The organism is Methylobacterium gossipiicola (genome assembly GCF_900113485.1).
In the GTDB taxonomy this organism is placed as follows: Bacteria; Pseudomonadota; Alphaproteobacteria; order Rhizobiales; family Beijerinckiaceae; genus Methylobacterium; species Methylobacterium gossipiicola.
Window position 1 is genome coordinate 149,554 of the sequence record NZ_FOPM01000008.1, and the last position, 24,926, is coordinate 174,479.

Sequence of the window (24,926 nt, forward strand, 5' to 3'; positions counted from 1 at the left end):
TGACGGGCGAACGGCGATCCGCGATTGATCGGACGCGGCCGTGCCCTAAAACCCGTCGGGTGATCGTGCCGCGTTCCGCCCTCCCCGCCCTTCTGCTGTGTCTCCTCGGTTCCGCGCCCGCCCTCGCCGTCGCGTCGGAGGGCGGCGAGACCGTGGAGCAGGCCCTGTGCCGCCTCATCGAATCGTCCGCCAAAGCGCGCGCCCTGCCGGTGCCGTTCCTCACCCGGCTGATCTGGCGTGAGAGCGCGTTCCGGGTCGGCGCCGTGAGCCCCGTGGGGGCGCAGGGCGTGGCGCAGTTCATGCCCGGCACGGCCCGCGAGCGCGGGCTGACCGATCCGTTCGATCCCGAGCAGGCGATCCCGCACGCGGCCCACCTGCTCGCCGACCTCAACCGCCAGTTCGGCAATCTCGGCCTCGCGGCGGCGGCCTACAATGGCGGCCCCGGCCGGGTCTCGGCCTGGCTCGCCGGCACCGGCGGCCTGCCCATCGAGACGCGCAACTACGTCCTGGCCATCACGGGCGCCCCGGCGGAGGATTGGCGCGCGGGGGCGGGCGTCGAGATGCCGGAGACGGACAAGAAAGCTGATTCGCCGAAGCCCGAACCCGAAAAGACCTGCCTGCAGGTGACGGCGGCCCTGCGCATCCCGTCGCGCGGCGACCGCTTCGCCCTTGGGGGCAACGAGGGGCCGGCGGCGCCCTGGGGCATCCAACTCGCCGGCAATTTCTCCAAGTCCCTCGCCCTCCAGAGCTTTTCCCGGGCGCGAAAACTCTACACCAGCGTGATCGGCGAGGTTCGGCCGATGATCATCGGCACGCGCCTGCGCAGCCGGGGCACCCGGGCGTTCTACCGCATCCGCATTCCGGCCCAGAGCCGTGAGGCCGCCGACAAGCTGTGCGGGCGGATCCGCGGGGTCGGCGGCGCCTGCCTCGTCCTGCGAACCTGAGTCTTCGTCGCTCGCGAAACCGATTTGGCGCCCCGGCGCCATCAAACCGCCGTGTGCGCCCTGTCACAGGGGATGTCGCCGCCTTCAGAGAGATGCATGACCCGGGTTCTCGCCGTCCTTGCCAGCCTCCTCGGTCTCGTCATCGTCGCCGCCGGCATCACCGCCTGCTCGCCCCTCGCCCTGTTCGATGCCATCGGCCCCCGGGACCAGGGCGGCCGTCTGAGCCTGCACAATGCGGCCTTCGGCTCGCATGCCCGCCAGCGCCTCGACGTGTTCACCCCCGTGGCGGCCACGGGCGGCGCGCCCGTGCTGGTGTTCTTCTACGGCGGCTCTTGGAAGAACGGGACGAAGGAGGATTACGCCTTCGTCGGTCAGGCGCTCGCCGCCCAAGGGTTCGTGACGGTGCTGCCCGATTACCGGCTCTATCCGGAGGTCCGCTTTCCCGATTTCCTCGACGACGGGGCCGAGGCCATTGCCTGGGTCAGGGACAATATCGCCCAGTATGGCGGTGATCCGCGTCGGATCGTCCTGGCGGGCCATTCGGCGGGCGCCTACAATGCCGTGATGCTGGGGCTCGACCCGCGCTACCTGCGCCGGGCCGGGGTCGATCCCAAGGTCGTTCGTGCCATCGCGGGCCTGTCAGGGCCTTACGATTTCCTGCCGCTGGATGCCGGTACCGCCCAGGAGGTGTTCGGTCAGGCGCCCGACAGGGCCGCGACCCAACCGGTGAGCTTTGCCGGCCCGCATTCCCCGCCAGCTTACCTCGCCACCGGCGACACCGACAGCCTCGTACGCCCGAGCAACACCCGCAGCCTCGCCGCCCGCCTGCGCGAGGCCCGCGTGCCCGTGCAGGAGCGCGTCTATGCCGGGCTCGACCATTCCGACACCCTGCTCGCCCTGTCGGTGACGTTCCGTTCCAAGGCCCCGGTGCTGGCCGAGATGGCGGCCTTCCTGCGGCAGTATTCCGGCGGCGAGCGCGTGCCGGCCCGGACGGTGAAACGCTGAGGGCCGGGGGCGACCCTTATCCCCGTCGCAGGCGGTCCCGCGTCGCCTTGTGGTCCGGCGCATCCGAAAATGCCTTGTGCATCGCGGTCCAGAGGGGCGTGCGCGCCATCGTTTCGTCGAGGGGAAGGGCACGCTGGATCAGGCCATCGGCGCGGCGGCGCTGCGGATTGGTGTTGAGCCAGGTGTTGGCGTTGGTGATATCCCACGTCAGTACGTTGAGGGTCGCGGGCTCGTCCAGCACCACGTCGAGGAAGCGACGGGCGAGGTCCGACACTGCCCGGTCCCGCGCCGTGAGGTCCGCGGGAAAGTCGCGGTCGTTGACGTCGAGTTCCGTGACCTCGAGGGCGAGACCGAGGTCCGCGACCGCCTTGAGAAATCGGCGCAGACTCCCCTGATTCAGGGGATGCTTGGCGTAGAGGTGGCCTTGCAAGCCGAGGCGCCGGATCGGCACCCCGCGCCGGACCATCCCCTCCAGGGTCCGCAGCACCATGGCGCGGCGCGGCGCGATCCAGTCGGCGTCGAGCTCGAGGTCGTTCTCGTTCCAGGCACCCGCCGCCGCCGGATCGGCCTCGTGCTGGAGCGCGAAGGCGAGATCGACGAAGCGGGGGCCGAGGGCGGCGAGCCAGGGCGTGGCTTTCAGGCCGTCGGCGCGGCCGCTGTCGGGGCCGCAGATCTCGTTGACCACGTCCCAGGCCTCGATTCGGCCCCGGTAGCGCCCCGCCATGGCGCCGATCCATTCGCGGAGAAACCCTTCCGCATCCCGTTCGATCCGGGGCAGCGCCCAGGCCGGAACGCCCTCGTGCCAGACGAGGGTGTGGCCACGCAGGCGCTGGCCGTTGGCGCGCGCGAAGGCGGCCGTTTCGTCGGCGAAGGAGAAATCGATGGGGCCGGGCGCTCGCCACGCATAGGCGAGCTTCATGGCGTTCTCGGGCACCAGGACCCCGCATTCCCGCGCGAGGACCTCGCCGTAGGCGGGGTTCTGGCGGAGCGGCGTGATGTTCACCGCCGAGCCGTACGCGATCCCCTTCTTGGCCGCCGCCGCGTTGAGGCTGTCGGCGGCCCAGGACCCTCCCACCGCCGAAGAGCCTTGCTCGGCCGAAGCCGGGCCGGTGGCAAGCGCCAGGGCACCGCCGAGGATGGCGCGGCGGGTCAGCCTCATGGAATCTGGGGCGGGATCGGGCGCGGACGCCGGTCGGCCCCGATGGCCACGAAGGTGAACAGACCCTCCGTCACCTTCTGGGTCGCCTCGCTCTCGCGCTCACGGCGCCAGACCTCGACCTGGATGCCGAGGGACGTCCGGCCCACCCGTACGATCCAGGCATAGATGCTGACCTCGTCGCCGACGAAGACCGGGCTGTGAAAGGTCATGGCCTCCACCGAGATGGTGGCGCAGCGCCCCCGCGCCCGCCGGGCCGCGACGTTGCCGGCGGCCAGATCCATCTGACCCATGAGCCAGCCGCCGAAGATGTCTCCGGCCGGGTTGGTGTCCGACGGCATCGCGATGGTGCGCACCACGGGCGGACCCCGGTCGGTCGGCTGCTCGGTGGATGCGGGGGCGAGGGAGGCGGTGGTCATCGGTCCGTTCCGGCTGTGCGGGAGACCAGCCTATTGCAAACCACGCGCCGTTGGGGGCCAGCCCCTGACATCACTCGGACAACGTGAACACCACGAGGGCGTCGCCCGTGCCGAAGCCGGAGCCCTTGGTGAAGGAAGCGCCACCCGCCGCGACGGCGACGTACTGGCGGCCGTCGAGGGCGTAGGAGATGGGCGGCCCGCCGATGCCGGCCCCACACTGGAACCGCCACAGCACCGCGCCGGTCTTGGCGTCGTGGGCGTCGAGGTGTCCATCCTCCTCGCCGGAGAACACGAGGCCGCCGGCCGTAGCCAGGGTGCCGCCCGACAGGCGGCTGCCGGCCTTCACCGACCACTTGATCGCCCCGCCCCCGCCAAGATCAATGGCCGTGAGGGTGCTGAAGGACGGCTCGCCCTTGGCCTCCCCGGTCTCGGTGTAGCGGATCGCCGGGCGGTCGCCGGACGCCGGAACCGTCTTAACCCGGTAGGTCGTGGCCCCGTGCCGGACCTGGGCATAGGCGGTGGCGGCCGTGGGATCGTAGGCCACCGGATGCCACGAGATGGCCCCGAGGGGACCGGGGCTCACCACCGTGCCGGCGGCGGTGGGCGGGGCGTAGAGATTCTTGTGTTCGATGAGGGGCGCCGAGCGGGTGAGCAGCTGTCCGTTCGCGCGATCATGGACGTAGAGCCAGCCGGTCTTCGACGCCTGCGCCACGGCCTTCACCGGCCCCTGCGGCGTCGCCTGATCGAGGAGGAAGGGCGGGCTCGCGACATCGTAGCCCCATTCGTCGTGGGGCACCTGCTGATAGTACCAACGCAGCTGCCCCGTCTTCACGTCGAGGGCGACGAGGCTCATGGTGTAGAGGTTGTCGCCCGGCCGCGAGAGCCCGAAATTCTGCGGCGCCGGATTGCCGGTGCCGACATAGATCAGGCCGAGATCGGGATCGTAGGCCGGGGTCATCCAGAGCGAACCGCCGCCGACCTTCCAGGCGTCCCGGTGGGCCGGGGCGGCGGCCCTCTCGGCGGCGATGTCACGGTGGAGCGGCACCCCGTCGGGAGTCTTATCCACGAACTCGCCCTCCCAGCCGTCGGCCTTGGTCACGTACCAGCGCCAGCGCTCCGCCCCCGTCTTTGCGTCGTAGGCGGCGAGCCAGCCGCGTCGGCCGTAGCCGCCCTCGATGCCGACCACGGCGCCGCCGTCGAGCCCACCCTTCTCGTCCTCGACATGGAGGCCGTAGCCGGCTCCCGCGACACCGACGATGACGAGGCCGTCCGCCACGAGCGGCGGCATCTTGAAGCCGAGGCGACTCGAACCCTGAACGGTGCCGACGCCGAGTTTGTCGGCGAGCGCCGAGGCGGTTTCCGACTCGCCCTCCTCCGGGCGCACGGCCTCGTGGTCCCACACCACCCGGCCGGTCTTGGTGTCCAGGGCGATGACCCGCCCGTCCATGGTCGCCTCGAACACGAGGCCGTCCGAAACGGCGACACCCCGGTTCGAGGGCGGCCCGAAGATCTTCTCCGTGCGGGCCTTGTGGGTGTAGGTCCAGCGCACGGCCCCGGTCCGCGCGTCGAGGGCGGCGACGTGGTTCTGCGTCGTCGAGACGTAGAGGGTGCCGTCCACCATCACGGGCTCGGCCTGGAAATAGCCGGTGATGCCGGTCTGGAAGATCCAGGCCGGGCGCAGGCGTGCCACGTTACCGGCGTCGATGGCGGAGAGGGCCGAGAAGTGCCGGTTGGTGTGGTCGCCGCCGAACATCGGCCAGTCTTGCGCTGCGCAGGGGCCGAAGCCCCACAGGGCGAGGGAAGAGGCGGCGAGCAGGCCCCGGGTGATGCGGCGAGCCATGGCGTTCTCCTCGGAGGTTTTCGCTGGGCGCCGCTTCGATGGCGACACCCGTCATCGTTCTGGTTAGGCGAGGCGGGTCGCGGGAAGCAATCCGGCGAAGGCACGCAGGCCACCGACCGGTCCGGGCTGCGTCCCACAGATGTTGTATTATTGTCACGACAAGCAACGCGCCTCGGGAACTCTGGAACGAGTCGAGCTTGGCCGTGGAGGATGCTGGAATTATTCGAAATTAGGGGACCTGAGAACCGCAGGCCAGCCTCTTGACCGAGGCTGAAGGCTCCCCCTAGCGCGGCCCATTCCGTCCTTAATGGTTTGCGTTCGTGCCACACGTGATCGATCCCCTCGACAAGTCATCCTCGTTCCGCGCTCCGGCCCTCCTCACGGTTGCGATCCTGGGGGCCGCCCTCGGGACGAGCGCCGGCTCAGCGGCGGCTCAAGGCGCGGCGGATGCGAGCCAGGAGGTGCGGCTCGACGAACTCGCCATCGCGGGCAACGGGATTCCGTCACGCAAGGCCGACGGCTACCTCGCCCGCGACGGCGTGAGCGCCACGCGCACGGATACACCCCTACGGGAAGTGCCCCAGACCGTGGTGGTGGTGCCGGCTCAGGCCCTCGAAGACGCCGCCGCCACCCGCGTCGACACCGCCCTCGACCTCGCGGGTGTCGGCCGCGCCAACAATTTCGGCGGCCTCGGCCTCACCGAATTCACCATCCGGGGTTTCTCCACGGGCGAGTATTACCGCAACGGCTTTCCCATCAACCGCGGTTATCCGAACGCGCCGGACGTCGTCTCCATCGAACGCATCGAGGTCCTGAAGGGCCCGTCCGCCTTCCTGTACGGGCGCGGCGATCCGGGCGGAACCTTCAACATCGTCACCAAGCAGCCCCTGGCCGAGCGGTCCCTCGCCATCGGAACCCAGTACGGCAGCTACAACATGAAACGCAGCACCTTCGACGCGACGGGGGCGCTCGATGAGAACGGTCAGGTGCTGGCCCGCGTCACGGGTGCGGTGGAGGACAACGGCAGCTTTCGCGATTTCGTGCGGAGCGACCGCTACTATCTCGCTCCGGTCATCGCCTGGAAGCCGAGCGCCGACACCACGGTCACCTTCGAGGGTGAGTTCATCAGCGCCGCCCAGACCCTGGATCGCGGCATCGTTCCCTTCCGGGGCGACCTGCGCGCCGTGCCCCGCAGCCGCTTCCTCGGCGAACCCGCCATCCCGCCCGTGCATAACGACAACGCCCTGGGGCAATTGCGGATCGAGCATCGGCTCGATCCCGATTGGGTCGTGACGGCGGGCGCGCAATTGCTCGGCGGCAACCTCAAGGGCAACGGCGTCGGCGTGACCGGTGTCCTGGGCGATGGGCGCACCCTGCGGCGGGCCTACGAGTTCCGCGACCTCACTTGGTCCGACCTCGACCTGCAACTCAACCTCGCGGGCAAGTTCGACACTGGCCCGTTCCGCCACACCCTGCTGACGGGGCTCGAATACGACAGCTACCGCTACCGCGAGGTGTTCAACCGCTCGAACTCCACCGCGAACCCGTTCTTCCTCGATCTCCTGAGCCCCCGCTACGGTCAGGCCCTGCCGCCCATCACCGCCGCCGTCACCAACTTCCTCCAGAACACGCAGAGCTACGCCGGCTATGTGCAGGATCAGATCGACCTGACGCCGCGCCTCCACGCCCTGGTCGGCGTGCGCGTCGAGGATGTCGGCCTCGTCACGAACAACCATCTCAACGGCGCGACGACGCGCATCCAGGGTACGGCGGCGACGCCCCGGTTCGGCCTCACCTACGATCTCCTCGACACGGTGTCGGTCTATGGCAACTACGCCCGCTCGTTCCGTCCCAACGGCGGCACCAGCCGGACGGGCCAGCCCTTCGCGTTCGAGGAGGGCGAGGGCTACGAGGTCGGGGCCAAGGTCAGCCTCCTCGACAATCGCCTCAGTGCCACCGCCGCCCTGTTCGACATCCGGCGCAGCAACGTCCTGACCGCAGATCCGATTGACCCGAACTTCAGCGTCGCGGCCGGCGAAGTCCGCAGCCGTGGCTTCGATCTCAGTGTAGCCGGTTATCTGGCGCCCGGCTGGCGGGTGATCGGCAGCTACGCCTACGTCGATGCCGCGGTGGTCCGCGACAACACCATTCCGTTGGGAACCCGGATCGCCAACATTCCGCGCAACAGCTTCGCGGTCCAGAGCGTCTACGAGTTCCAGGGCGGCGACCTGCGCGGTCTCGGCCTCGGGGCGGGCCTCACCTTCGTCGATCAGCGCGTGGCCCAGACCGCCGTCACGACGTTCAAGCTGCCGGACTACACCCTCTTCAACCTGATTTCGTACTACCAGATCACTCCGGAGGTGCGGATCTATCTCAACGTCGACAACGTGTTCGACACCACCTACTTCGATCGCGCCTGGCAGAACCGTTACGCGACCCCGGGCCTGCCCCGCACGATCACGGGTGGCGTCGCGGCCCGGTTCTGACCGTCGCTCCGTGATCCTCCGGATCGCGGGGAAACCTCCGCTCCGGCGGGATACCGGTCTTACCGGAACGCCATCACGAGGGCCCCGACGGCGATGGTCCACAGGGCCAGGGTCGACCACACGGCGCGCCGCCGGCTGGCGCGGGCGAAGGCGTCCAGGCGGTCGGCATCGCTCGTGCCGGCTTCGTCGAGGCGCACGAGGATGCGGCGCAGGCGTTGCGCGAGGTCGGGGAGGTCCGTGACCACGTCGGTGAGGGTGAGCGCCGCGCGGCCGACGCCCTCGATCCGGCCCACGGGGCCGAGGTTGCGGGTGATCCAGCTCCTGACCACGGGCTCGGCCCCGGTCCACATGTCGAGTTGCGGATCGAGGGAGCGGGCCACCCCCTCCACCACCACCATGGTCTTCTGCAGCATCACCAGTTCCGTGCGCGTGCGCATGTCGAACAGGGCGGTGATGTCGAACAACAGGGTGAGCACCTTGGCCATGGAGATCTCGTCGGCCCGGCGCTGGTGGATCGGCTCGCCGATGGCGCGGATGGCCTGGGCGAAATCGTCCACGGAGTGGTGCGCCGGCACGTAGCCGGCCTCGAAATGCACCTGCGCCACGCGCTTGTAGTCGCGTAGGATGAAACCGAGGAGGATCTCGGCGAGGAAGCGCCGCTCGTTGTGGCCGAGCCGCCCCATGATGCCGAAATCCACCGCCACGAGGGTGCCGGCCGCATCGACGAACAGGTTCCCCGGATGCATGTCGGCGTGGAAGAAACCGTCCCGGATGGCGTGGCGCAGGAACGACTGGATGACGGCGCGCCCGAGCGCCCGCGCATCGTGCCCGGCCGCCTCGATGGCGGCCCGGTCGTTCAAGGGGATACCCTCGATCCACTCGCTCGCGAGCACGTCGCGCGCCGTGTGCTCCCAATCGGGCTTGGGCACCCGGAAATCGGCATCGTCCCTGGTGTTGTGGGCGAGCTCCGACATGGCCGCCGCCTCGAGGCGGAAATCCATCTCCATGGTCACGGAGCGAGCGAGGATCTCCACCACCTCGCGGGGGCGCAGGCGCTCGGCCTCCGGCGACAGGGCGTGGACGATGCGGGCCATGAACCGCATGACTTGAAGGTCGCGCTGGAAGCGCTCGCGCACCCCCGGCCGCATCACCTTGACGGCGAGCACCCGCTCGGTGCCGTCGGGATCGATGACGTGCGCCTTGTGGACCTGGGCGATGGAGGCCGCCGCGATGGGCGGGCTGAACGAGACGAACAGGCTCCGGACCGGTTTGCCCAGGGCCGATTCGATCACCTGCAAGGCGACCTCCTGCGGGAACGGCGGCACGCGGTCCTGCAGGGTTTCGAGGTCACGCGCCGCGTCGAGGCCGACGATGTCGGGTCGGGTGGCGAGGAACTGCCCGAACTTGACGTAGGACGGCCCGAGCCGGGTCAGCGCCCGCTGCAGGGGGCCGGCCCCGGTGCCGAGGCCCCGGCGCTCCAGCAGCCGACCGGCCTTCAGGACGAGGCGCAGGTGCGGCGGCAGATCACGGGTTTCGATGAGGGCGAGACCGCCCTCGCGGGCGAGGACGAAGCCGACATGGGCGCCCCGGAACAGGGAGGCGAGCATCAGGCGAAACGCCCGCTCACGAGACCTTCCAGCCCGAATGGATCGCCACGATGCCGCCCGACAGGGGGCGGTGGCTGACATGCCGGAAGCCGGCGGCCTCGATCATTCCGGCAAAACGGCCGGGGCTCGGGAACTTGCGAATGGACTCCACGAGATAGCGGTACGATTCCGCGTCACCCGCCACCTTGGAGCCGAGGCGCGGGATCACGTGGAACGAATAGGCGTCGTAGATCCGGTCGAGGACGGGGAGATCGACCTTCGAGAATTCGAGGCAGAGGAAGCGTCCGCCGGGTTTGAGGACCCGGTGAGCCTCGGCCAGCGCCCGGTCGATGCGCGGCACGTTCCGGATGCCGAACGCGATGGTGTAGGCATCGAAGCTCTCGGGTGGCAGCGGCAGCGCCTCGGCATTGGCCGTGACGAAGTCGATGCGCCCGGTGAAGCGGTTCCCCGCCCGCTCGGCGCCGACCCGCAGCATCGCCTCGTTGATGTCGAGCACGGTAACCTGCGTCGCCGGGCCGCCCGCTTCGAGGGACCGGAACGCGATGTCGGCTGTGCCGCCGGCGACGTCGAGGTGCCGGAACGGCCGGTTCTGCGGCGGGCGCAGCATCGAGATGAGCTGCTGCTTCCAGGCCCGATGTAGACCGCCCGACATGAGGTCGTTCATGAGGTCGTAGCGCTTGGCGACGGAGCGGAACACGTCGTCGACGCGGGCTTGCTTCTCGCCCAGAGCCACCTGCTCGAAACCGAAATGCGTGCGCTCGTCCGGGGGGGACCGCTCGGGCTGACTCATGAACCTCACCTCTTGGGATCAGCGTCATAGCGAAAGGCGTGGCGGATCGCCATGTCCCCGGGACTGTCGCCGGCACCGCACCCCGCCCCCGCCGATCCGCCCCGGAGAGCCATGCCCGAACTGCCCGAAGTCGAGACCGTTCGTCGGGGGCTCGAACCCGCCATGGTCGGTGCCCGGATCGCCCGCGTCACCCTGCGCCGGCCGAACCTGCGATTTCCGTTTCCCGACGGCTTTGCCGAGCGCCTGGAGGGCCGCACGGTTCTTTCCCTCGATCGGCGGGCGAAATACCTCGTGGCGCCCCTCGATTCCGGCGAGGCGCTGATCCTGCACCTCGGCATGAGCGGGCGCTTCGACGTGGCGATGCCGGACGGCCGGAATCTCTCGCCGGGGGATTTCTACCTCGAAGGCGCCTTGGGCACGCCGAAGCATGACCATGTGGTCATCGCGCTCTCGAACGGCGCCACCGTGACCTACAATGACGCGCGCCGCTTCGGCTTCATGGACCTCGTGCCGACGGCCGATCTCGCAACCTGCCGGCACTTCGCCGCCATGGGGATCGAGCCCTTGAGCGACGCCCTGACGCCCGAGGCGATGGCGCGTTTGTTCCGCCACAAGATCACGCCCCTGAAGGCCGCCCTCCTCGACCAGCGGCTCATCGCGGGCTTGGGCAACATCTACGTCTGCGAAGCCCTGCACCGGGCGGGCCTCCATCCCGAGACGCGGGCCGGGCGCCTCGCCGACGCGGACGGCGCTCCCACCCCCGAGGCGCGCCGTCTGGCGGCGGTGATCCCGCAGGTCCTCGCCGAGGCGGTGGCCGCCGGGGGCTCGACCTTGCGCGATTACGCCCACACGGACGGCAGCGCCGGGGCCTTTCAGCACGCGTTCCGGGTCTACGACCGCGCGGGCGGACCCTGTCGGACCGCCGGTTGCTCGGGGTTCATCGCCCGCATCACCCAGGCCGGTCGCTCGACCTTCTATTGCGCGACCTGTCAGATTCGTCCGGGCGAGTAATGGCGCGGGTCGGATGTGTCGAGATCGTGTTTTGATCCGCCATGATCGGCATCGGGGCCGGGCGAAGGATGGATTCCGTTAAGACGTCCTTCGTAGTTCTGTTCGATCGATCGCCTGCGTGTCTTCCGTTCGGGCCCGTCGCCGGAGTTGTGCGTAGACCCTATGCATCCCATCCCCGCCAACGAAACCGAGCGCCTCTCGGCTCTGCATGATCTCGAGGTTCTCGATACGGCGCCGGATTCGCCGTACGACGCCCTCTGTCGCACGGCCTGTGCCCTGTTTCACGTGCCCATGGCCACCGTCACCCTGGTCGAAGCGGACCGGCAGTGGTTCAAGGCGAGATGCGGCTTCACCGCGGGCGAGACCGCGCGTGAAGGCTCGTTCTGCACCCACACCATCCTGTCCGACGAGGTCCTCGTGGTGGAGGATGCGCGGGTCGATCCGCGTTTCGCGACGAGTCCCCTCGTCACCGGGGACCCCCATGTCCGCTTCTATGCCGGCGCGCCGATCATCCTCAGCCCGGGCATCCGGGTGGGCACCGTCTGCGTCCAGAGCGACGCGCCGCGCACGTTCTCCGCGTGCGAGCGCACGCAATTGGCGGATCTTGCCACCATGGTCGCGGCCCAGCTCACCTTGCGCCGTACGGAGGCCCGCCTGAGGGACAGTGAGGCGCATTATCGCCTACTCGCCGACAACACCTCGGACATGATCGTCCGAGCCGATCCCGAAACCCGGCGCCTCTACGTCTCCCCGGCGGCACGGATGATCCTCGGGTACGAGCCCGAGGAACTCATCGGTTCGCGCCCGGTCGATCACATCCACCCCGACGATGTCGCGTCCTTCAACCGCGCCCTGGCTGGCCTGGGCGAGGGACGGACGGATCGGGCGGTCACGCGCCAGCGCTACCGTCGCAAGGACGGCTCCTGGGTCTGGGTCGAGGTGACGTTCAATCCCACCCGCGATGCCCTGACCGGACAGGTGACCGGCTATGTGGCGGCGGTCCGCGACGTATCCGAGCGTGAGGAGGCCGCGCGTCGGATCCGTCACATGGCCCGGCACGATGCCCTCACGGATCTCGCCAACCGCACCTTGTTCCGTGAGCGCCTGACGCAGCGCCTCGCCGCGATCCGCGCGGGCGCCCCCGGCTTCGCGGTGCTGTGCCTCGACCTCGACCGCTTCAAGGCGGTCAATGACGGGCTCGGGCATCAGGCGGGCGACGCGCTCCTGTGCCGGGTCGCCGAACGCCTGAAGGGGCTGGTGCGCGACGGGGACACCGTGTCGCGGCTGGGCGGTGACGAGTTCACCATCCTCCTCGCAGCCAGCGATCGGGCCGAGGACGTACGGCATTTCGCGCGCCGACTCGTCGCTGCGATCCGCGAGCCCATCGATCTCGACGGGCAGCCGGTGATCGTCGGGATCAGCGTCGGGATCGCCCGGGCGCCCCGGGACGGAACGGAGCCGGACGCCCTCTACCGAAACGCCGACCTCGCCCTGCACCAGGCCAAGGCCGGCGGCCGGAACACCTTCCGGTTCTACGAGCCCGGTATGCATTTCACCGGCCCGGAGGTCGCGCAGGCGGCGCGATAGGGCGCCTGCCGCCGGGGCACGCCGCCCCTCACCAGCCGCGCGTTTCCTCACCCGTCGGGCGTCGTCCCCCGGGGGTCAGCCGGTCGATCACCTGCGGCAGGGCCTCGGCCAACTGGCTCAGAAGCGCGTCGCGCGGCAGGCCCGTGCGTTGCGCCAGGGTGTCGATGGTGTCGGGACCAAGGGCATCGGCCAGCTGATGCGGTTGCACCGGACGGTTCTCGCCGTGCCCGATCCAGGATTCCATCAGGTCGCCGAGGCCGCCACGTTGGAAACGGTCGATGAGCCCATCGAGGCCGCTCTGTCCGTCTCCGGCTTCGTGGTCGAGGCGCGCGTAGGGACCCGCGCCCGGATCGCGTCCGTCCCCACGGTCGCCCGGTCCGTCGAGCATGCCGGCGAGATCGCTGAAATCGCCCCCGCGCCCTCCCCGTAGCGAACCGTCGTCCCGGCCGCGATCCTGTCCGAAGCCGCCGAGATCGCCGTCGTCGTAGCCGCCGGGGGCGCGCTCGGATGGCGGTTCGTTGTGCCGCGTCCGGGCGCCGCCGCCCAGAATGTCTCCGAGGCCTCCGGCTCCCTTGGAGAGGAGGAGCATGAGGAGCGCCTGGACGATGGGCGAGAGGCCACCGCCCTGGCCGCCGCTCCGGTCATCGCGACCGCCGCCCAGAACCTGTCCGAGTACGCCGCCGATCACTTGATCGAGAAGGCCCATGTGTTTCTCCCATCCCGTGTGTGGTGCCGCTCGGGTGTCGTCGCCGCCCTATTGCTGACGGCTGCCGCCCGTGGCGGCCCGGTCCTTCGGCGGCAGGTGATCGAGGGGGTTGGTCCTCGCTCGGCCCGCCGATCCGGTCACCGTTGTGGAATGGTCGATGGCCGTGGGCGGCGAGACCTGGCCCGTCGGCCGGTCGGCGGCGGCGTTCCGCGACGGCAGGGTGGCGGGGGTGGGCTGGTCGTTGGGGTTGGCCACGGACTGGGCCACGGCCGTGCGGCTTCCCAGGGGGCTCACCAGCATGCCGAACGCGGCGGAGACCGCGAGGCCGGCGACGAACAGGCCCGTTGCCGCGGTGCCGGCGCGGGGCCGCAGGGCATGGCGTCGGCGGGCGGAGGTGGTGGTCATGATCACGGCGATCTCCGGAGAGGGACGGGAGCCGGCATCCGAGGATGCCCGTTGCCGAATCAAGCCGGGCGGGACCGGGCGGTTCCCCTCAGCCCTTCCGGCGTCCGCCGCCGCCCTTGTATTTCGGCTTCTGGCCGCCGAGTCCCTGCGTCGAACGGGCCTTGGGCCGCTCGGCCCAGAGGGGGGCGGTGCCGCCGAGGGGTAATTCCCGGTCGGTGCCCGGCCCCATATTGTCGAGGGTCGGCTTCGAGATGCGGCTGGGCTTGGCGCCGTAGCGCCCGGCCTCGCGTTCGATGTCGCCCTGGCGCGCCATGGGATCGTCGGAGACGAGGAGTTCCGTGGCCTGCAGGCGCTTGAGCTCGTCGCGCAGGCGCGCGGCCTCCTCGAAGTCGAGGTCGGCGGCGGCGGTCCGCATCCGCTTCTCGAGGTCGGCCATCACCGCCTTGAAGTTATGGCCGATGGTGACGGCGTCCTTGGCCAAGCCGGTATCGACCTGGACGTGATCGCCCTCGAACACGCTCGACAGGATATCGCCGATGCCGCGCTTCACGCTCTGCGGGGTGATGCCGTGCTCGGCGTTGTAGGCGAGCTGCTTCGCGCGGCGGCGCTCCGTCTCCGCCATCGCCCGTTCCATCGAGCCGGTGATCTGGTCGGCGTAGAGGATGCAGCGCGCCTCGGCGTTGCGGGCGGCGCGGCCGATGGTCTGAACGAGCGACGTTTCCGAGCGCAGAAACCCCTCCTTGTCGGCGTCCAGGATGGCGACGAGGGCGCATTCCGGGATGTCGAGGCCCTCGCGCAGGAGGTTGATGCCGATGAGGACGTCGAAGGCGCCGAGCCGCAGGTCGCGGATGATCTCGATGCGCTCCAGGGTGTCGATGTCGGAGTGCATGTAGCGCACCCGCACGGAGTTCTCGTGCAGGTATTCTGTGAGATCCTCGGCCATGCGCTTCGTCAGGGTTGTCACGAGGGTCCGGTAGCCGGCCTGCGCCACTTCCCGCACTTCGCCCAGGAGATCGTCCACCTGGGAGCGCGCGGGCCGGATCTCGATGACCGGATCGACGAGGCCGGTGGGGCGGATCACCTGCTCGGCGAAGACGCCGCCGGTCTGCTCCATCTCCCACTTGGCCGGGGTCGCAGAGACGTGGATCGATTGCGGCCGCATGGCGTCCCATTCCTCGAACCGCAGGGGGCGGTTGTCGAGGCAGGACGGCAAGCGGAAGCCGTATTCGGCCAGCGTCGCCTTGCGGCGGAAGTCGCCCTTGTACATGCCGCCGATCTGCGGAACCGTGACGTGGCTCTCGTCGGTGAACACGAGGGCATTGTCGGGCAGGTATTCGAACAGGGTCGGGGGCGGTTCGCCGGGTTTGCGGCCCGTCAGGTAGCGGGAATAGTTCTCGATGCCGTTGCAGGCGCCCGTGGCCTCGATCATCTCGATGTCGAAGGTGCAGCGCTGCTCGATGCGTTGCGCCTCGATGAGCCGGCCCATCCGGGTCAGCTCGTCGACCCGCTGCTTCAGCTCGGTCTTGATGCCCTTCACCGCCTGCTGGAGGGTGGGGCGCGGCGTGACGTAGTGCGAGTTGGCGTAGACCTTCACGAATTTCAGGTCGTTGATCTTCTTGCCCGTGAGCGGATCGAACTCGGTGATGGACTCGATCTCGTCGCCGAACAGGCCAATGCGCCAGCCGCGATCGTCGAGGTGGGCGGGCCAGAGTTCGATGACGTCGCCGCGCACCCGGAAGGTGCCGCGGGCGAAATCCGACTGGATGCGCTTGTATTGCAGGGCCACGAGGTCGGCGATGAGCTGGCGCTGCTCGATCTTCTCCTCCAGCGACACCGTGAACGACATGGCGGTGTAGGTCTCGACCGAGCCGATGCCGTAGATGCACGAGACCGAGGCGACGAGGATCACGTCGTCACGCTCCAGCAGCGCCCGGGTGGCGGCGTGGCGCATGCGGTCGATCTGTTCGTTGATCGACGATTCCTTCTCGATGAAGGTGTCCGAGCGCGGCACGTAGGCCTCGGGCTGGTAGTAATCGTAGTATGAGACGAAATACTCCACCGCGTTGTCGGGGAAGAAGCTCTTGAACTCGCCGTAGAGCTGCGCCGCCAGGGTCTTGTTCGGCGCGAGGATCAGGGCCGGGCGCTGGGTCTCCTCGATGACCTTGGCCATGGTGAAGGTCTTGCCCGAGCCGGTGACGCCGAGCAGCACCTGATCGCGCTCGGCCTTCTTCACCCCGTCCACGAGTTCCGCGATGGCACGGGGCTGGTCGCCCGCCGGCTGGAACTCGGAATGGAGGCGGAACGGCTTGCCGCCCTCGGACTTCTTCGGCCGCTCCGGGCGGTGCGGGGTCCAGTTCTTCCCGTCCTTGAACAGGGGATTGCCCTCGGTGAGCAACCGCGACAGGGCCTCCACGGTGGCCGAGACCCCATCGGTGGCGAGCGACGTATCGCCGTCGTCCGCCATGCCTTCGGGGCGCGGGCCGTCCTCCGGCGGGGTGAGGCCGAGGGCCTGGGCCAGGGCCGGATCGACGGGGGCCGCATCATGGACGAACGCCGCCTGCGGCGCCTCGCCGAAGCCTTTGGCCGCTTCCGTCCCGCGCTTCGGCGCCGCCTTCTTCGGCCGTCCGGGCCGCTCCGGGGCGGGCGGCGGGGTGTTCTCCACCACCGGCAGCCGGTTGCGGTTGAGGGCCGGGCTCAGCAGGGCGGCGAGGTGCTCGTCGAGGGGCTGAAGCTCGGGCTTCGACGCCTTGGGCGCCCTGGATTTGGAACCCGTGGCGGCGGGAGCCTCCATGACGGTCGAAGAGCGCGGTTTTTTCGGGGCGGCCATACGGAAGATATGGGCCTCTTCCGCTGAGCCGGGAAGGGTCTCGCCCCGCCCCACCCGAACGAACCCCCGCCCGGCCATTGCGGGACCTCGGCCCTCTGCGTCCCACACATGGCTCGACCGCGCCCGCGAACGCTCCGCCGTCGAGACCGTTGATCCGTCGGGCGCCTTCGCGACCACGGAGTTTTTGAGTTCATGACGGGAACGGCTCTCATCGCCGGTGCCAGCGGCATCGTCGGCAACAACCTCGCGCGCCACCTCGTGGAGACAGGCTGGACGGTGCACGGCCTCGCCCGCCGGCCCATGGACATCGCGGGTGTCACGCCCGTAGTCGCCGACCTCACCGATCCGGCCTCGCTCACGGCGGCCCTGGCGGAGCTGCGCCCGACCCACGTGTTCCTCACCACCTGGATGCGCCAGGCGACGGAAGCCGAGAATTGCCGGGTCAACGGCGCCATGGTCCGCAACCTCCTCGACGCCCTCGGGGCGGCCCCCCTCGCCCATGTCGCCTTGGTGACGGGGTTGAAGCACTATCTCGGGCCGTTCGAGGCCTACGGCAAAGGCACCCTGCCCCAGACCCCGTTCCGCGAGGATCAGGATCGTTTGCCGGTCGAGAACTTCTACTATGTGCAGGAAGACGAAGTCTTCGCGGCCGCCGCGCGGCGCGGCTTCACCTGGAGCGTCCACCGGCCGCACACCATCGTGGGCTATGCCCTGGGCAACGCCATGAACATGGGGGTGACGCTCGCCGTCTACGCAACGTTGTGTCGAGAATCCGGGCGGCCGTTCCTGTTTCCGGGCTCGCCCCAGCAATGGAACGGCCTCACCGACGTCACCGATGCCCGGCTGCTGGCCCGCCACCTCGCCTGGGCCTCCACCACGCCGCAAGCCGCCGACCACGCCTTCAACGTGGTGAACGGCGACGTGTTTCGGTGGTCGTGGATGTGGGGCCGCATCGCCGCGTGGTTCGGGCTGGAGCCGGCCCCCTATTCCGGCGCGGCGGCGCCCCTGGAGCAGCAGATGGCGGGCGCCGCGCCCCTGTGGCGGGACCTCGCCGAGCGGCACGGCCTCGTGGAGCCGGACCTCGACCGCCTCGCCTCGGCCTGGCACACGGATGCGGATCTCGGCCGCCCCATCGAGGTCGTCACCGACATGAGCCGCAGCCGCCGCCTCGGCTTCCTCGACTATCAACCGAGCGACGACGCCTTCTTCGACCTGTTTTCACGGTTGAGGGCGGAGCGCATCATTCCCTGACGCAACGCGACCCCCGGCTGGACAGGCCGGGGGCGGGAGCCCAGATGACGGGCGAATCATCGACCGGATCGACACCGATGCAGCCGCAGAGCCCCGAAAAGCCCGAACTCGACGACGCGACCCTGGCCTTCGCCGGCCGGGTCTTCCAGTTCGCCCGCCTGGGACACACGCAGGAACTGGCCGATCTGTTCGGCCAGGGCCTGCCGGCGAACTTGCGCAACGACAAGGGCGACAGCCTCTTGATGCTCGCCGCCTATAACGGGCAGGCCGAAACCGCGCGGGCGATCCTCGAACATGGCGGCGATCCGGAACTCGCCAACGATCGGGGCCAGACGCCGCTCGCCGGCGCCGCCTTCAAAGGCGACCGCGCCATGGCGGAACTGCTCCTGGCCCACGGCGCCCTCGTAGACGGCCCCGGCGATGGCTCCCGCACGGCCCTGATGATCGCCGCGATGTTCGACCGCATCGAGATGATCGACCTGCTCCTCGCCCACGGCGCCGACCCGGACCGGCGCGACGGCGCCGGCCTCAGCGCCGCCGAGATGGCCCAGTCCATGGGCGCCGTGCACGCCCCGGCCCGCCTCGCCCAGGCGCCACGTTCGCAGTCCTGACACGCCTGCACAGGGGGCCGATCGGGTGTATGGAGCGGATCGGTCCGCATCCGGCCCCATTCGGGCTCCGGCCCGTGCTTGGCCCGACGAGTGCATCATGACCCGCCCGCTCCAGAACCGCCGTATCCTCCTTGTGATCGGCGGCGGCATCGCGGCCTACAAGGCCCTCGACCTCATCCGCCGCCTGCGCGAGCGCGGGGCGCAGGTGCGCCCGCTGCTCACGAAGGGCGCGCAGGAATTCGTCACGCCCCTGGCCGCCGCCGCTCTTGCCGGCGAGCGCGCCCATACGGACCTGTTCGACCGGGCGGAGGAAGCCGATATCGGCCATATCAAGCTCGCCCGCGACGCCGATGCCATCGTGGTGGCGCCCGCCACCGCGAGCCTGATGGCTCGGATGGCCACGGGCGAGGCCTCCGACCTCGCCGCGACCGTGCTCCTCGCCACGACCCTGCCGATCCTCATCGCTCCGGCCATGAACGTGCGGATGTGGCAGCACCCCGCGACCCGGCGCAACCTCGCCACCCTGAAGGGCGACGGTGTCCGGGTCGTCGGCCCCAACGACGGGGCCATGGCGGAGGCCGAGTTCGGCCCCGGACGCCTCGCCGAACCCGCCGAGATCGCCGACGCCGTGGAGGCGATGCTGGCCGGGGGCGAGACGGCCAACGGCTTCGGCTTCCTCGCCGGGCGGTCGTCCCCGACTGCCGCCCCCCTGACGGGGCGCCGCGTCCTCGTCACCTCCGGGCCGACCCACGAGCCCATCGATCCCGTCCGCTACCTCGCCAACCGCTCGTCGGGCCGCCAGGGCCACGCCATCGCGGCAGCGGCAGCGGCGGCCGGGGCCGACGTCACTCTGGTCTCCGGACCCGTCCAGATCCCCGATCCGACCGGGGTGCGGGTGATTCGCGTCGAGACCGCCCGCGCCATGTTGGCGGCCGTGGAGGAGACCCTGCCGGCCGACATCGCGGTGTTCACCGCCGCCGTCGGCGATTGGCGTCCCGCCACCGTGGGGGCGGGCAAGATCAAGAAGGACGGTGCTGAACCGGCCCCCCTGGTCCTCGTCGAGAATCCCGACATCCTCGCCACCGTCGCGGCCCGGACGAGCGACCGTCCCACCCTCGTGGTGGGCTTCGCCGCCGAGACCGACGATGTGCTCGCCAACGCCCATCGCAAGATCGCCCGCAAGGGCTGCGACCTCCTCGTCGCCAACGACGTCTCGGCCGCAGGCGGCGTCATGGGCGGGCGCGACAACACCGTCCATCTTGTGGGCCGCGACGGTTCGGTGGAGACGTGGCCGACCCTCGACAAGGACGAGGTCGGGCGCCGCCTGGTCACGCGCTTCGCCGCGTTGCTGCCCGCATGACGCAGCGCGACAAAAACCTGCGGAGCCAAGTTGCGGCGCCGCGCGTTAAGGCTTGACTAACCCGCTATCCGGCATCATTTCGGCGTCGCCTCCGACTTCGCCCCGTGCCGGTCGTGCGGCTCCATAGGATCTGACTGAACCAATGCCCAGCGACAGTAGTCGATGGACCGTGCCGTTGTCGGCCGTCCGCGTGCGCCAAGCCTGATCGCTGGATCGGGTTCGCCCGCGACCGGCCTGTGATGGCCGGTCGAGCGAGGTGAGCCCATGACTGTCTTGAAGCTTTCGTCCCTTCCGGCTGGCCTCCGTCCGGACGCCATTCGCACCAATCTCCGTTTCCCCACCGAATTCCGACTGCCGACCCCCGGGCGCCGGTCCCTCCGCAAGGCCCAGGCCAATCCGTCGCGCGCCAAGCCGTCCCGTCCGAAGACGGGCCGCGACGCCAACGTCGCCCTGATCATGGCCGTGATGATGAGCCTCGTCTTCGCACCCGTCCTCGGGATGCATCTGTTCGCCACCTTCGGGGCGATGGAAAAGGCGCAGAAGCCCGCGCCCGAGGTGGTTTCTCAAGCCGTTCGCACCTTGCCGCCGGGCTGACCCGGCGGCATCGGATCCGTCAGGCGGTTCCTTGGGCCGCGGCGTGCTCGGCGGAGAGGGCGGCGTCCTCGGCCGCGATCCGGGTGGCGGCGGGGCGCCCATTGGTACGGGCGATGTAGTCGCGAATCGTCGGGGTCTCCGGCACGAGCTTGAAGCTCGTGGTCCAGCCCAGGGCCGTGCCCCAGAGGATGTCGGCGGCGCTGAAGCGTTCGCCGAGGAGGTACGACCCCTTCGCCAGGGCTTCCGTCAACGTCGTCATCACGGTGTCGAAGTCGCCATAGGCCGACATGGCGCGGGGACCCGCCTCGCGTTGCAGCGCCCGGTCGATGACCGCCGGCTCGAAGCTCGATCCATAATAGACCATCCAGCGCAGGTACGGTCCGCGCAACGGGTCGTCGAGGCCGGGCGCGAGGCCGGCCTCCGGGAACAGGTCGGCGAGGTAGAGGTAGATCGCCGCCTGCTCGGTGACCACGGTGTCGCCCCGGGTGAGGGCCGGCACCTTGCCCATGGGATTGACGGCGAGATACGCCGCCGCGCGGTGCTCGCCCGCCTTCATGTTCAGGACGTGCAGCCGGTGCGGCGCACCGAGTTCGGCCAGGAGAACGCGGACCCCCGTCGAGCGGGTCTGGGGCGCATGATAGAGCGTGATCGCGGTATCCAAGTCTCGACCTCTCGCAAATTGGCAGCTGCAAGGTCGTCGCCGGAGGCGCCGGGGTCAACCGCCCCGGCGGGTCGCCACGGCCTGGGCCAGGAGGCACAGGATCTCGAACACCAGGGTGGCGCCGGCGAGTGCCGTGATGCCGGACGGATCGAGGGGCGGGGCGACCTCGACGAGATCGGCCCCGACGAAATCGAGGCCGCCCAGCGCCCGCACGAGGAACAGCGCCTCCCGGCTGGTGAAGCCGCCCATTTCCGGGGTGCCGGTGCCAGGGGCATAGGCGGGGTCGAGGGCGTCGATGTCAAAGCTGAGATAGGTCGGGCCGTCGCCCACCACGGTCCGCGCCTCAGCGACGATTTCGGGCAGGCCCCGCACCATCACGGTATCCATGGGGACGATCCGCACCCCCTGCCCCCGCGCCCAGTCCAGTTCGTCGGCGGCATCGACGCTGCCGCGCAGGCCGATCTGAATCGTCCGCTTCGGATCGAGGACACCGTCCTCGATGGCCCGGCGGAACGGCGTGCCGTGGGTGAGCCGGCTGCCGTCATATTGCCCATCATCGGTATCGCTGTGGGCGTCGATATGGACGAGGCCGACGGGGCGGCGACGTCCGAGTGCCCGCAGGACCGGATAGGTCACGAAATGGTCACCGCCGACCGAGAGCGGGACGATGCCGGCCTCGGCGAGGGGCGTGTAGAACGCCTCGATGCGCGATGCCGTCGCGGCGACATCGATGGGGTTGACGCAGACGTCGCCGAGATCGGCGCAGGCCGCGAGGTCGTAGGGGGGCACGCCCGTCGCAGCGTTGAGGGCCCGCGTACCCGTGGAGGCGTCCCGCACGCCGCGCGGCCCGAGGCGGGCGCCGGGGCGGTTGGTGGTGGCCCCGTCGAACGGGATGCCGATGAGGCCGATGTCGATTCGGCCCGGCGCCTCGGCGGGGGCGAGGACCGGCAGGCGCATGAAACTCGACACCCCCGAGAAGCGCGGGCTCGCCATGCCGGAGGGCGGGTGATACCGGGCGATTCGCGCGGCGTCGACTTCGTTCGCCATGGGGCCTTCCCTTCCACTGGGCGGCGAATCATCACCCGTGGGCGACGCATCGATCAAGGCGCTCCTTCGGCTGGAAGACAGGGCCATGACGGTTCCGTTGACGGATCGGCGGCGCGTGGCTATAGAGCGCGGATTGCCGACGGTCGCGGTCAGTTCTGCCCGTCGGCTTCGCCATTGCCCGAACAACCTGCACGCGATCGTACGACACACCGGCCTGCGGGCTCGTCGGGATCGCCTCAAACGTGATGAGGATGCCCCATGGCCAACACCGTGTCGGCCAAGAAAATGACCCGCAAGATCGCGAAGCGGACCGCTGTGAACCGCTCGCGCCGCAGCCGTATGCGCACCTTCGTCCGCAAGGTCGAAGAGGCGATCGCCGGTGGCGACCAGACCACGGCCCTGTCCGCCCTGCGGGCCGCCGAGCCCGAGATCATGCGGGCTGCCCAGCACGGCATCGTGCATAAGAACAATGCGTCCCGGAAGGTTTCGCGCCTCGCGGCCCGGGTCAAGGCGCTCGCCGCCTGACATCGTCTTCCCGAAGACCCTTTGCGAAGAAGGCCCGGCAGTGATGCCGGGCTTTCTTCGTTTTCGGCTGTCCGCTGTCGAGCCTGGACGATTCGTCGCCAGGGCGGCGCCCGGATGCGCGTGTCGCCGCGCGCCAACCGCAGGGTTGCGTTAACGATGTTTGGAAATGTGGCGTGTTGTCGAGTCCTAACGCCAAGTGTAACTTAACGATCGCTTGCGAAAACCCGGCAAACCCAACGCATCTTCGAGTCGAGGGTGAATCGTGCACAAGCTCGTGCAGTCCATTCGACTCGTGTCCCCAAGCCCAGAGCGCGAGACGTGCTTATTTCGCTATCCCCGTTCATCCCGTTGTTAGGAGAACCGTAGCTTATTGTTGATAGGCTGGTTTCATCGGCAAAAAGTGACGGGGTCCCGTTGACTTCGTTGCGAACATCTGGGTCTCGCGAATGGCTCGCGGGGCATGACGTCAGTTCAAGTGTGCGTACGTTCCGGCGGCGGCTCTCCGTCTTCGGCGCGAGGAGAGCGATGATGCATGTCGATGGTAGCGTGTCCGACGCCGAACCGGTCATGAGCGGCGTGACCGGCACCGATCCGGTGGCCGCCTGGGCACGGGTTAAGCGGCGCCTACGGGCGGAACTGGGTGAGGACGTGTTCGCGAGCTGGTTCGCCCGGCTCGAATTGCTGGACGTCTCCGGCGGAACGGCCCGCCTCACGGTGCCCACCCGCTTTCTCAAGAGCTGGATCGAATCCCACTACCTCGACCGGGTCCTGAACACCTTCCGCAGCGAGATAGAGGATGTGTCCCGCATCGACGTGTCGGTGCGCGGTCCAGCCGCCGCCCGCCCCGCCGCTGCCGCCGCGAGCATCGCGCCGAAGCCCGCTCAGGCGCCGAGCCCCCTCGCCCGACTCCAGGCCGCCGGCGCCGGGGTCCCAACCGCCGGCGAGGCCGACGCCGAGTCCGCCGCCCCGGCCAGGACCGAGGGCGCGTCCGGAGACCTCAACGGTGCTCCCCTCGACAGCCGTCTCACCTTCGCGAGCTTCGTCGTCGGCCGGTCCAACGCCCTGGCGCATGCGGCCGGCGAGCGCGTGGCCCGTCACGACGGCCAGGGCGCGCTCTACAATCCGCTCTACCTCCACGCGGGCGTGGGCCTCGGCAAGACCCACCTCCTCCACGCCATCGGGCATTCCGCCCGCGAAGCCGGCCGCCGGGTGATCTATCTCACCGCCGACCGTTTCATGTACGGCTTCGTCAATGCCCTGAAGACCCAGAACGCCCTGGCCTTCAAGGAGCGCCTGCGCGCCATCGATCTCCTCATCCTGGACGACGTGCAATTCATCCAGGGCAAATCGATCCAGGCCGAGTTCGGTCACACCCTGAACGCCCTCATCGATGCCGGCCGCCAGGTCGTGGTCGCCTCCGACCGGCCGCCGGCCGAACTCGAATCCCTCGAAGAACGGGTGCGCTCGCGCCTCGCCGGCGGCCTCGTCGTCGAGATCGGGACCTTGGACGAGCAGCTGCGCACCTCGATCCTCTCGGCGCGTCTCGCCGCCGTGCAGGTGTCGCATCCGAGCTTCGAGGTCTCCCCCACGGTGGCGACCTACGTCGCCCGGTCGATCACCGCCAATGGCCGTGACCTCGAAGGTGCCGTGAACCGGCTCCTGGCCCACGCCACCCTCACGGGGGCCGTGGTCACCATGGAGACGGCCGAGGCAGCGATCCGCGACCTCGTGAAGAACCGCGAGCCCAAGCGCATCAAGATCGAGGACATCCAGAAGCTCGTGGCCTCGCGCTACAACGTTTCGCGCTCGGACATCCTGTCGGAGCGGCGCACGGCCGCTGTGGTCAAGCCGCGTCAGATCGCCATGTACCTGTCGAAGGTCCTGACCCTGCGCTCCCTGCCCGAGATCGGCCGGCGCTTCGGCGGCCGCGACCACACCACGGTGCTCCATGCCGTGCGCAAGATCGACAAGCTCATCGGCGAGGACAACGTGCTCAACGACGAGGTCGAGCTCCTGAAGCGAATGCTGCAGGATTGATCGAAGGTGCGGGGCGCCACGCACGGCGCCCCCGAATCATCTGCGGGATAGCGGGCC

The 24,926-nt window shown here is 69.5% G+C and carries 21 protein-coding genes; 11 read left to right on the plus strand and 10 right to left on the minus strand.

Translation table 11 applies throughout. The features are described from left to right. Window positions 1-65 precede the first annotated feature (65 nt). Both BM249_RS09390 and BM249_RS09395 read left to right on the plus strand, forming a co-directional pair. Window positions 66-944 (plus strand): lytic transglycosylase domain-containing protein, encoded by an 879-nt coding sequence (locus BM249_RS09390; protein WP_425284811.1) that lies wholly within the window; start codon window positions 66-68, stop codon window positions 942-944. Between the two features lie 96 nt (window positions 945-1,040). Further along, on the plus strand, window positions 1,041-1,949 hold the full coding sequence (locus BM249_RS09395) for an alpha/beta hydrolase (RefSeq protein WP_091971167.1): 909 nt from the start codon (window positions 1,041-1,043) through the stop codon (window positions 1,947-1,949). A 16-nt stretch (window positions 1,950-1,965) separates the two neighbouring features. Here the strand turns inward: BM249_RS09395 and BM249_RS09400 are convergent, their stop codons facing one another. The 3 genes from BM249_RS09400 to BM249_RS09410 form a co-directional block, all read right to left on the minus strand. Continuing rightward, window positions 1,966-3,108, minus strand: a complete 1,143-nt coding sequence (locus tag BM249_RS09400; protein WP_091971169.1) for an endo-1,4-beta-xylanase — start codon at window positions 3,106-3,108, stop codon at window positions 1,966-1,968. Next, window positions 3,105-3,524 carry an acyl-CoA thioesterase gene (locus tag BM249_RS09405; protein ID WP_091971171.1) on the minus strand — a complete coding sequence of 140 codons (420 nt, stop codon included), beginning with the start codon at window positions 3,522-3,524 and terminating at the stop codon, window positions 3,105-3,107. The genes BM249_RS09400 and BM249_RS09405 overlap by 4 nt, the downstream gene beginning before the upstream one ends. Window positions 3,525-3,594: 70 nt before the next feature. Further along, a complete protein-coding gene (locus tag BM249_RS09410; protein WP_091971173.1) occupies window positions 3,595-5,364 on the minus strand; it encodes a pyrroloquinoline quinone-dependent dehydrogenase in 1,770 nt (589 codons plus the stop codon). A gap of 389 nt (window positions 5,365-5,753) precedes the next feature. On the opposite strand from BM249_RS09410, the gene BM249_RS09415 reads away from it, so the two are divergent. Beyond that, complete coding sequence (locus BM249_RS09415) at window positions 5,754-7,850, plus strand: TonB-dependent siderophore receptor (RefSeq protein WP_425284815.1); 2,097 nt, start codon at window positions 5,754-5,756, stop codon at window positions 7,848-7,850. A gap of 59 nt (window positions 7,851-7,909) precedes the next feature. On the opposite strand, the gene ubiB is transcribed toward BM249_RS09415, so the two are convergent. Both ubiB and ubiE read right to left on the minus strand, forming a co-directional pair. Continuing rightward, window positions 7,910-9,457, minus strand: a complete 1,548-nt coding sequence (ubiB, locus tag BM249_RS09420) for a 2-polyprenylphenol 6-hydroxylase (RefSeq protein ID WP_091971175.1) — start codon at window positions 9,455-9,457, stop codon at window positions 7,910-7,912. Between the two features lie 16 nt (window positions 9,458-9,473). Then, complete coding sequence (ubiE, locus tag BM249_RS09425; RefSeq protein WP_091971177.1) at window positions 9,474-10,247, minus strand: bifunctional demethylmenaquinone methyltransferase/2-methoxy-6-polyprenyl-1,4-benzoquinol methylase UbiE; 774 nt, start codon at window positions 10,245-10,247, stop codon at window positions 9,474-9,476. Window positions 10,248-10,358: 111 nt separating this feature from the next. Between ubiE and mutM the strand changes: the two genes are divergently transcribed. Beyond that, entirely contained in the window at window positions 10,359-11,258 is a 900-nt protein-coding gene (gene mutM / locus BM249_RS09430; protein WP_091971179.1) for a bifunctional DNA-formamidopyrimidine glycosylase/DNA-(apurinic or apyrimidinic site) lyase, read from the plus strand. Window positions 11,259-11,420: 162 nt separating this feature from the next. Next, entirely contained in the window at window positions 11,421-12,845 is a 1,425-nt protein-coding gene (locus BM249_RS09435; RefSeq protein WP_091971181.1) for a sensor domain-containing diguanylate cyclase, read from the plus strand. Between the two features lie 28 nt (window positions 12,846-12,873). On the opposite strand, the gene BM249_RS09440 is transcribed toward BM249_RS09435, so the two are convergent. From BM249_RS09440 to uvrB, 3 genes are all read right to left on the minus strand, one after another. After that, the gene (locus tag BM249_RS09440) at window positions 12,874-13,551 is read right to left on the minus strand and encodes a YidB family protein (RefSeq protein WP_091971184.1); all 678 of its coding nucleotides are present in this window, start codon (window positions 13,549-13,551) and stop codon (window positions 12,874-12,876) included. Window positions 13,552-13,599: 48 nt separating this feature from the next. Continuing rightward, window positions 13,600-13,956 carry a hypothetical protein gene (locus BM249_RS09445; protein ID WP_342029852.1) on the minus strand — a complete coding sequence of 119 codons (357 nt, stop codon included), beginning with the start codon at window positions 13,954-13,956 and terminating at the stop codon, window positions 13,600-13,602. Between the two features lie 88 nt (window positions 13,957-14,044). Then, window positions 14,045-16,783 carry an excinuclease ABC subunit UvrB gene (uvrB, locus tag BM249_RS09450; protein WP_091971289.1) on the minus strand — a complete coding sequence of 913 codons (2,739 nt, stop codon included), beginning with the start codon at window positions 16,781-16,783 and terminating at the stop codon, window positions 14,045-14,047. A gap of 192 nt (window positions 16,784-16,975) precedes the next feature. On the opposite strand from uvrB, the gene BM249_RS09455 reads away from it, so the two are divergent. The 4 genes from BM249_RS09455 to BM249_RS09470 all read left to right on the plus strand — a co-directional run bounded on the left by BM249_RS09455 (window position 16,976) and on the right by BM249_RS09470 (window position 20,599). Beyond that, window positions 16,976-18,034 (plus strand): SDR family oxidoreductase, encoded by a 1,059-nt coding sequence (locus BM249_RS09455; protein ID WP_091971186.1) that lies wholly within the window; start codon window positions 16,976-16,978, stop codon window positions 18,032-18,034. A gap of 77 nt (window positions 18,035-18,111) precedes the next feature. Then, window positions 18,112-18,645, plus strand: a complete 534-nt coding sequence (locus BM249_RS09460; protein WP_177232372.1) for an ankyrin repeat domain-containing protein — start codon at window positions 18,112-18,114, stop codon at window positions 18,643-18,645. Window positions 18,646-18,742: 97 nt separating this feature from the next. Then, on the plus strand, window positions 18,743-20,005 hold the full coding sequence (coaBC, locus tag BM249_RS09465) for a bifunctional phosphopantothenoylcysteine decarboxylase/phosphopantothenate--cysteine ligase CoaBC (RefSeq protein WP_091971190.1): 1,263 nt from the start codon (window positions 18,743-18,745) through the stop codon (window positions 20,003-20,005). 264 nt (window positions 20,006-20,269) lie between these two features. Beyond that, on the plus strand, window positions 20,270-20,599 hold the full coding sequence (locus tag BM249_RS09470) for a hypothetical protein (RefSeq protein ID WP_091971192.1): 330 nt from the start codon (window positions 20,270-20,272) through the stop codon (window positions 20,597-20,599). A gap of 19 nt (window positions 20,600-20,618) precedes the next feature. Here the strand turns inward: BM249_RS09470 and BM249_RS09475 are convergent, their stop codons facing one another. Both BM249_RS09475 and speB read right to left on the minus strand, forming a co-directional pair. Beyond that, window positions 20,619-21,260 (minus strand): glutathione S-transferase family protein, encoded by a 642-nt coding sequence (locus BM249_RS09475; RefSeq protein ID WP_091971194.1) that lies wholly within the window; start codon window positions 21,258-21,260, stop codon window positions 20,619-20,621. Window positions 21,261-21,314: 54 nt separating this feature from the next. Continuing rightward, the gene (gene speB / locus BM249_RS09480; protein WP_091971197.1) at window positions 21,315-22,307 is read right to left on the minus strand and encodes an agmatinase; all 993 of its coding nucleotides are present in this window, start codon (window positions 22,305-22,307) and stop codon (window positions 21,315-21,317) included. Between the two features lie 258 nt (window positions 22,308-22,565). Between speB and rpsT the strand changes: the two genes are divergently transcribed. Both rpsT and dnaA read left to right on the plus strand, forming a co-directional pair. Beyond that, complete coding sequence (gene rpsT, locus BM249_RS09485; RefSeq protein ID WP_091971199.1) at window positions 22,566-22,832, plus strand: 30S ribosomal protein S20; 267 nt, start codon at window positions 22,566-22,568, stop codon at window positions 22,830-22,832. A gap of 528 nt (window positions 22,833-23,360) precedes the next feature. Continuing rightward, a complete protein-coding gene (gene dnaA / locus BM249_RS09490) occupies window positions 23,361-24,869 on the plus strand; it encodes a chromosomal replication initiator protein DnaA (RefSeq protein WP_091971291.1) in 1,509 nt (502 codons plus the stop codon). The last annotated feature ends 57 nt before the right edge of the window (window positions 24,870-24,926 follow it).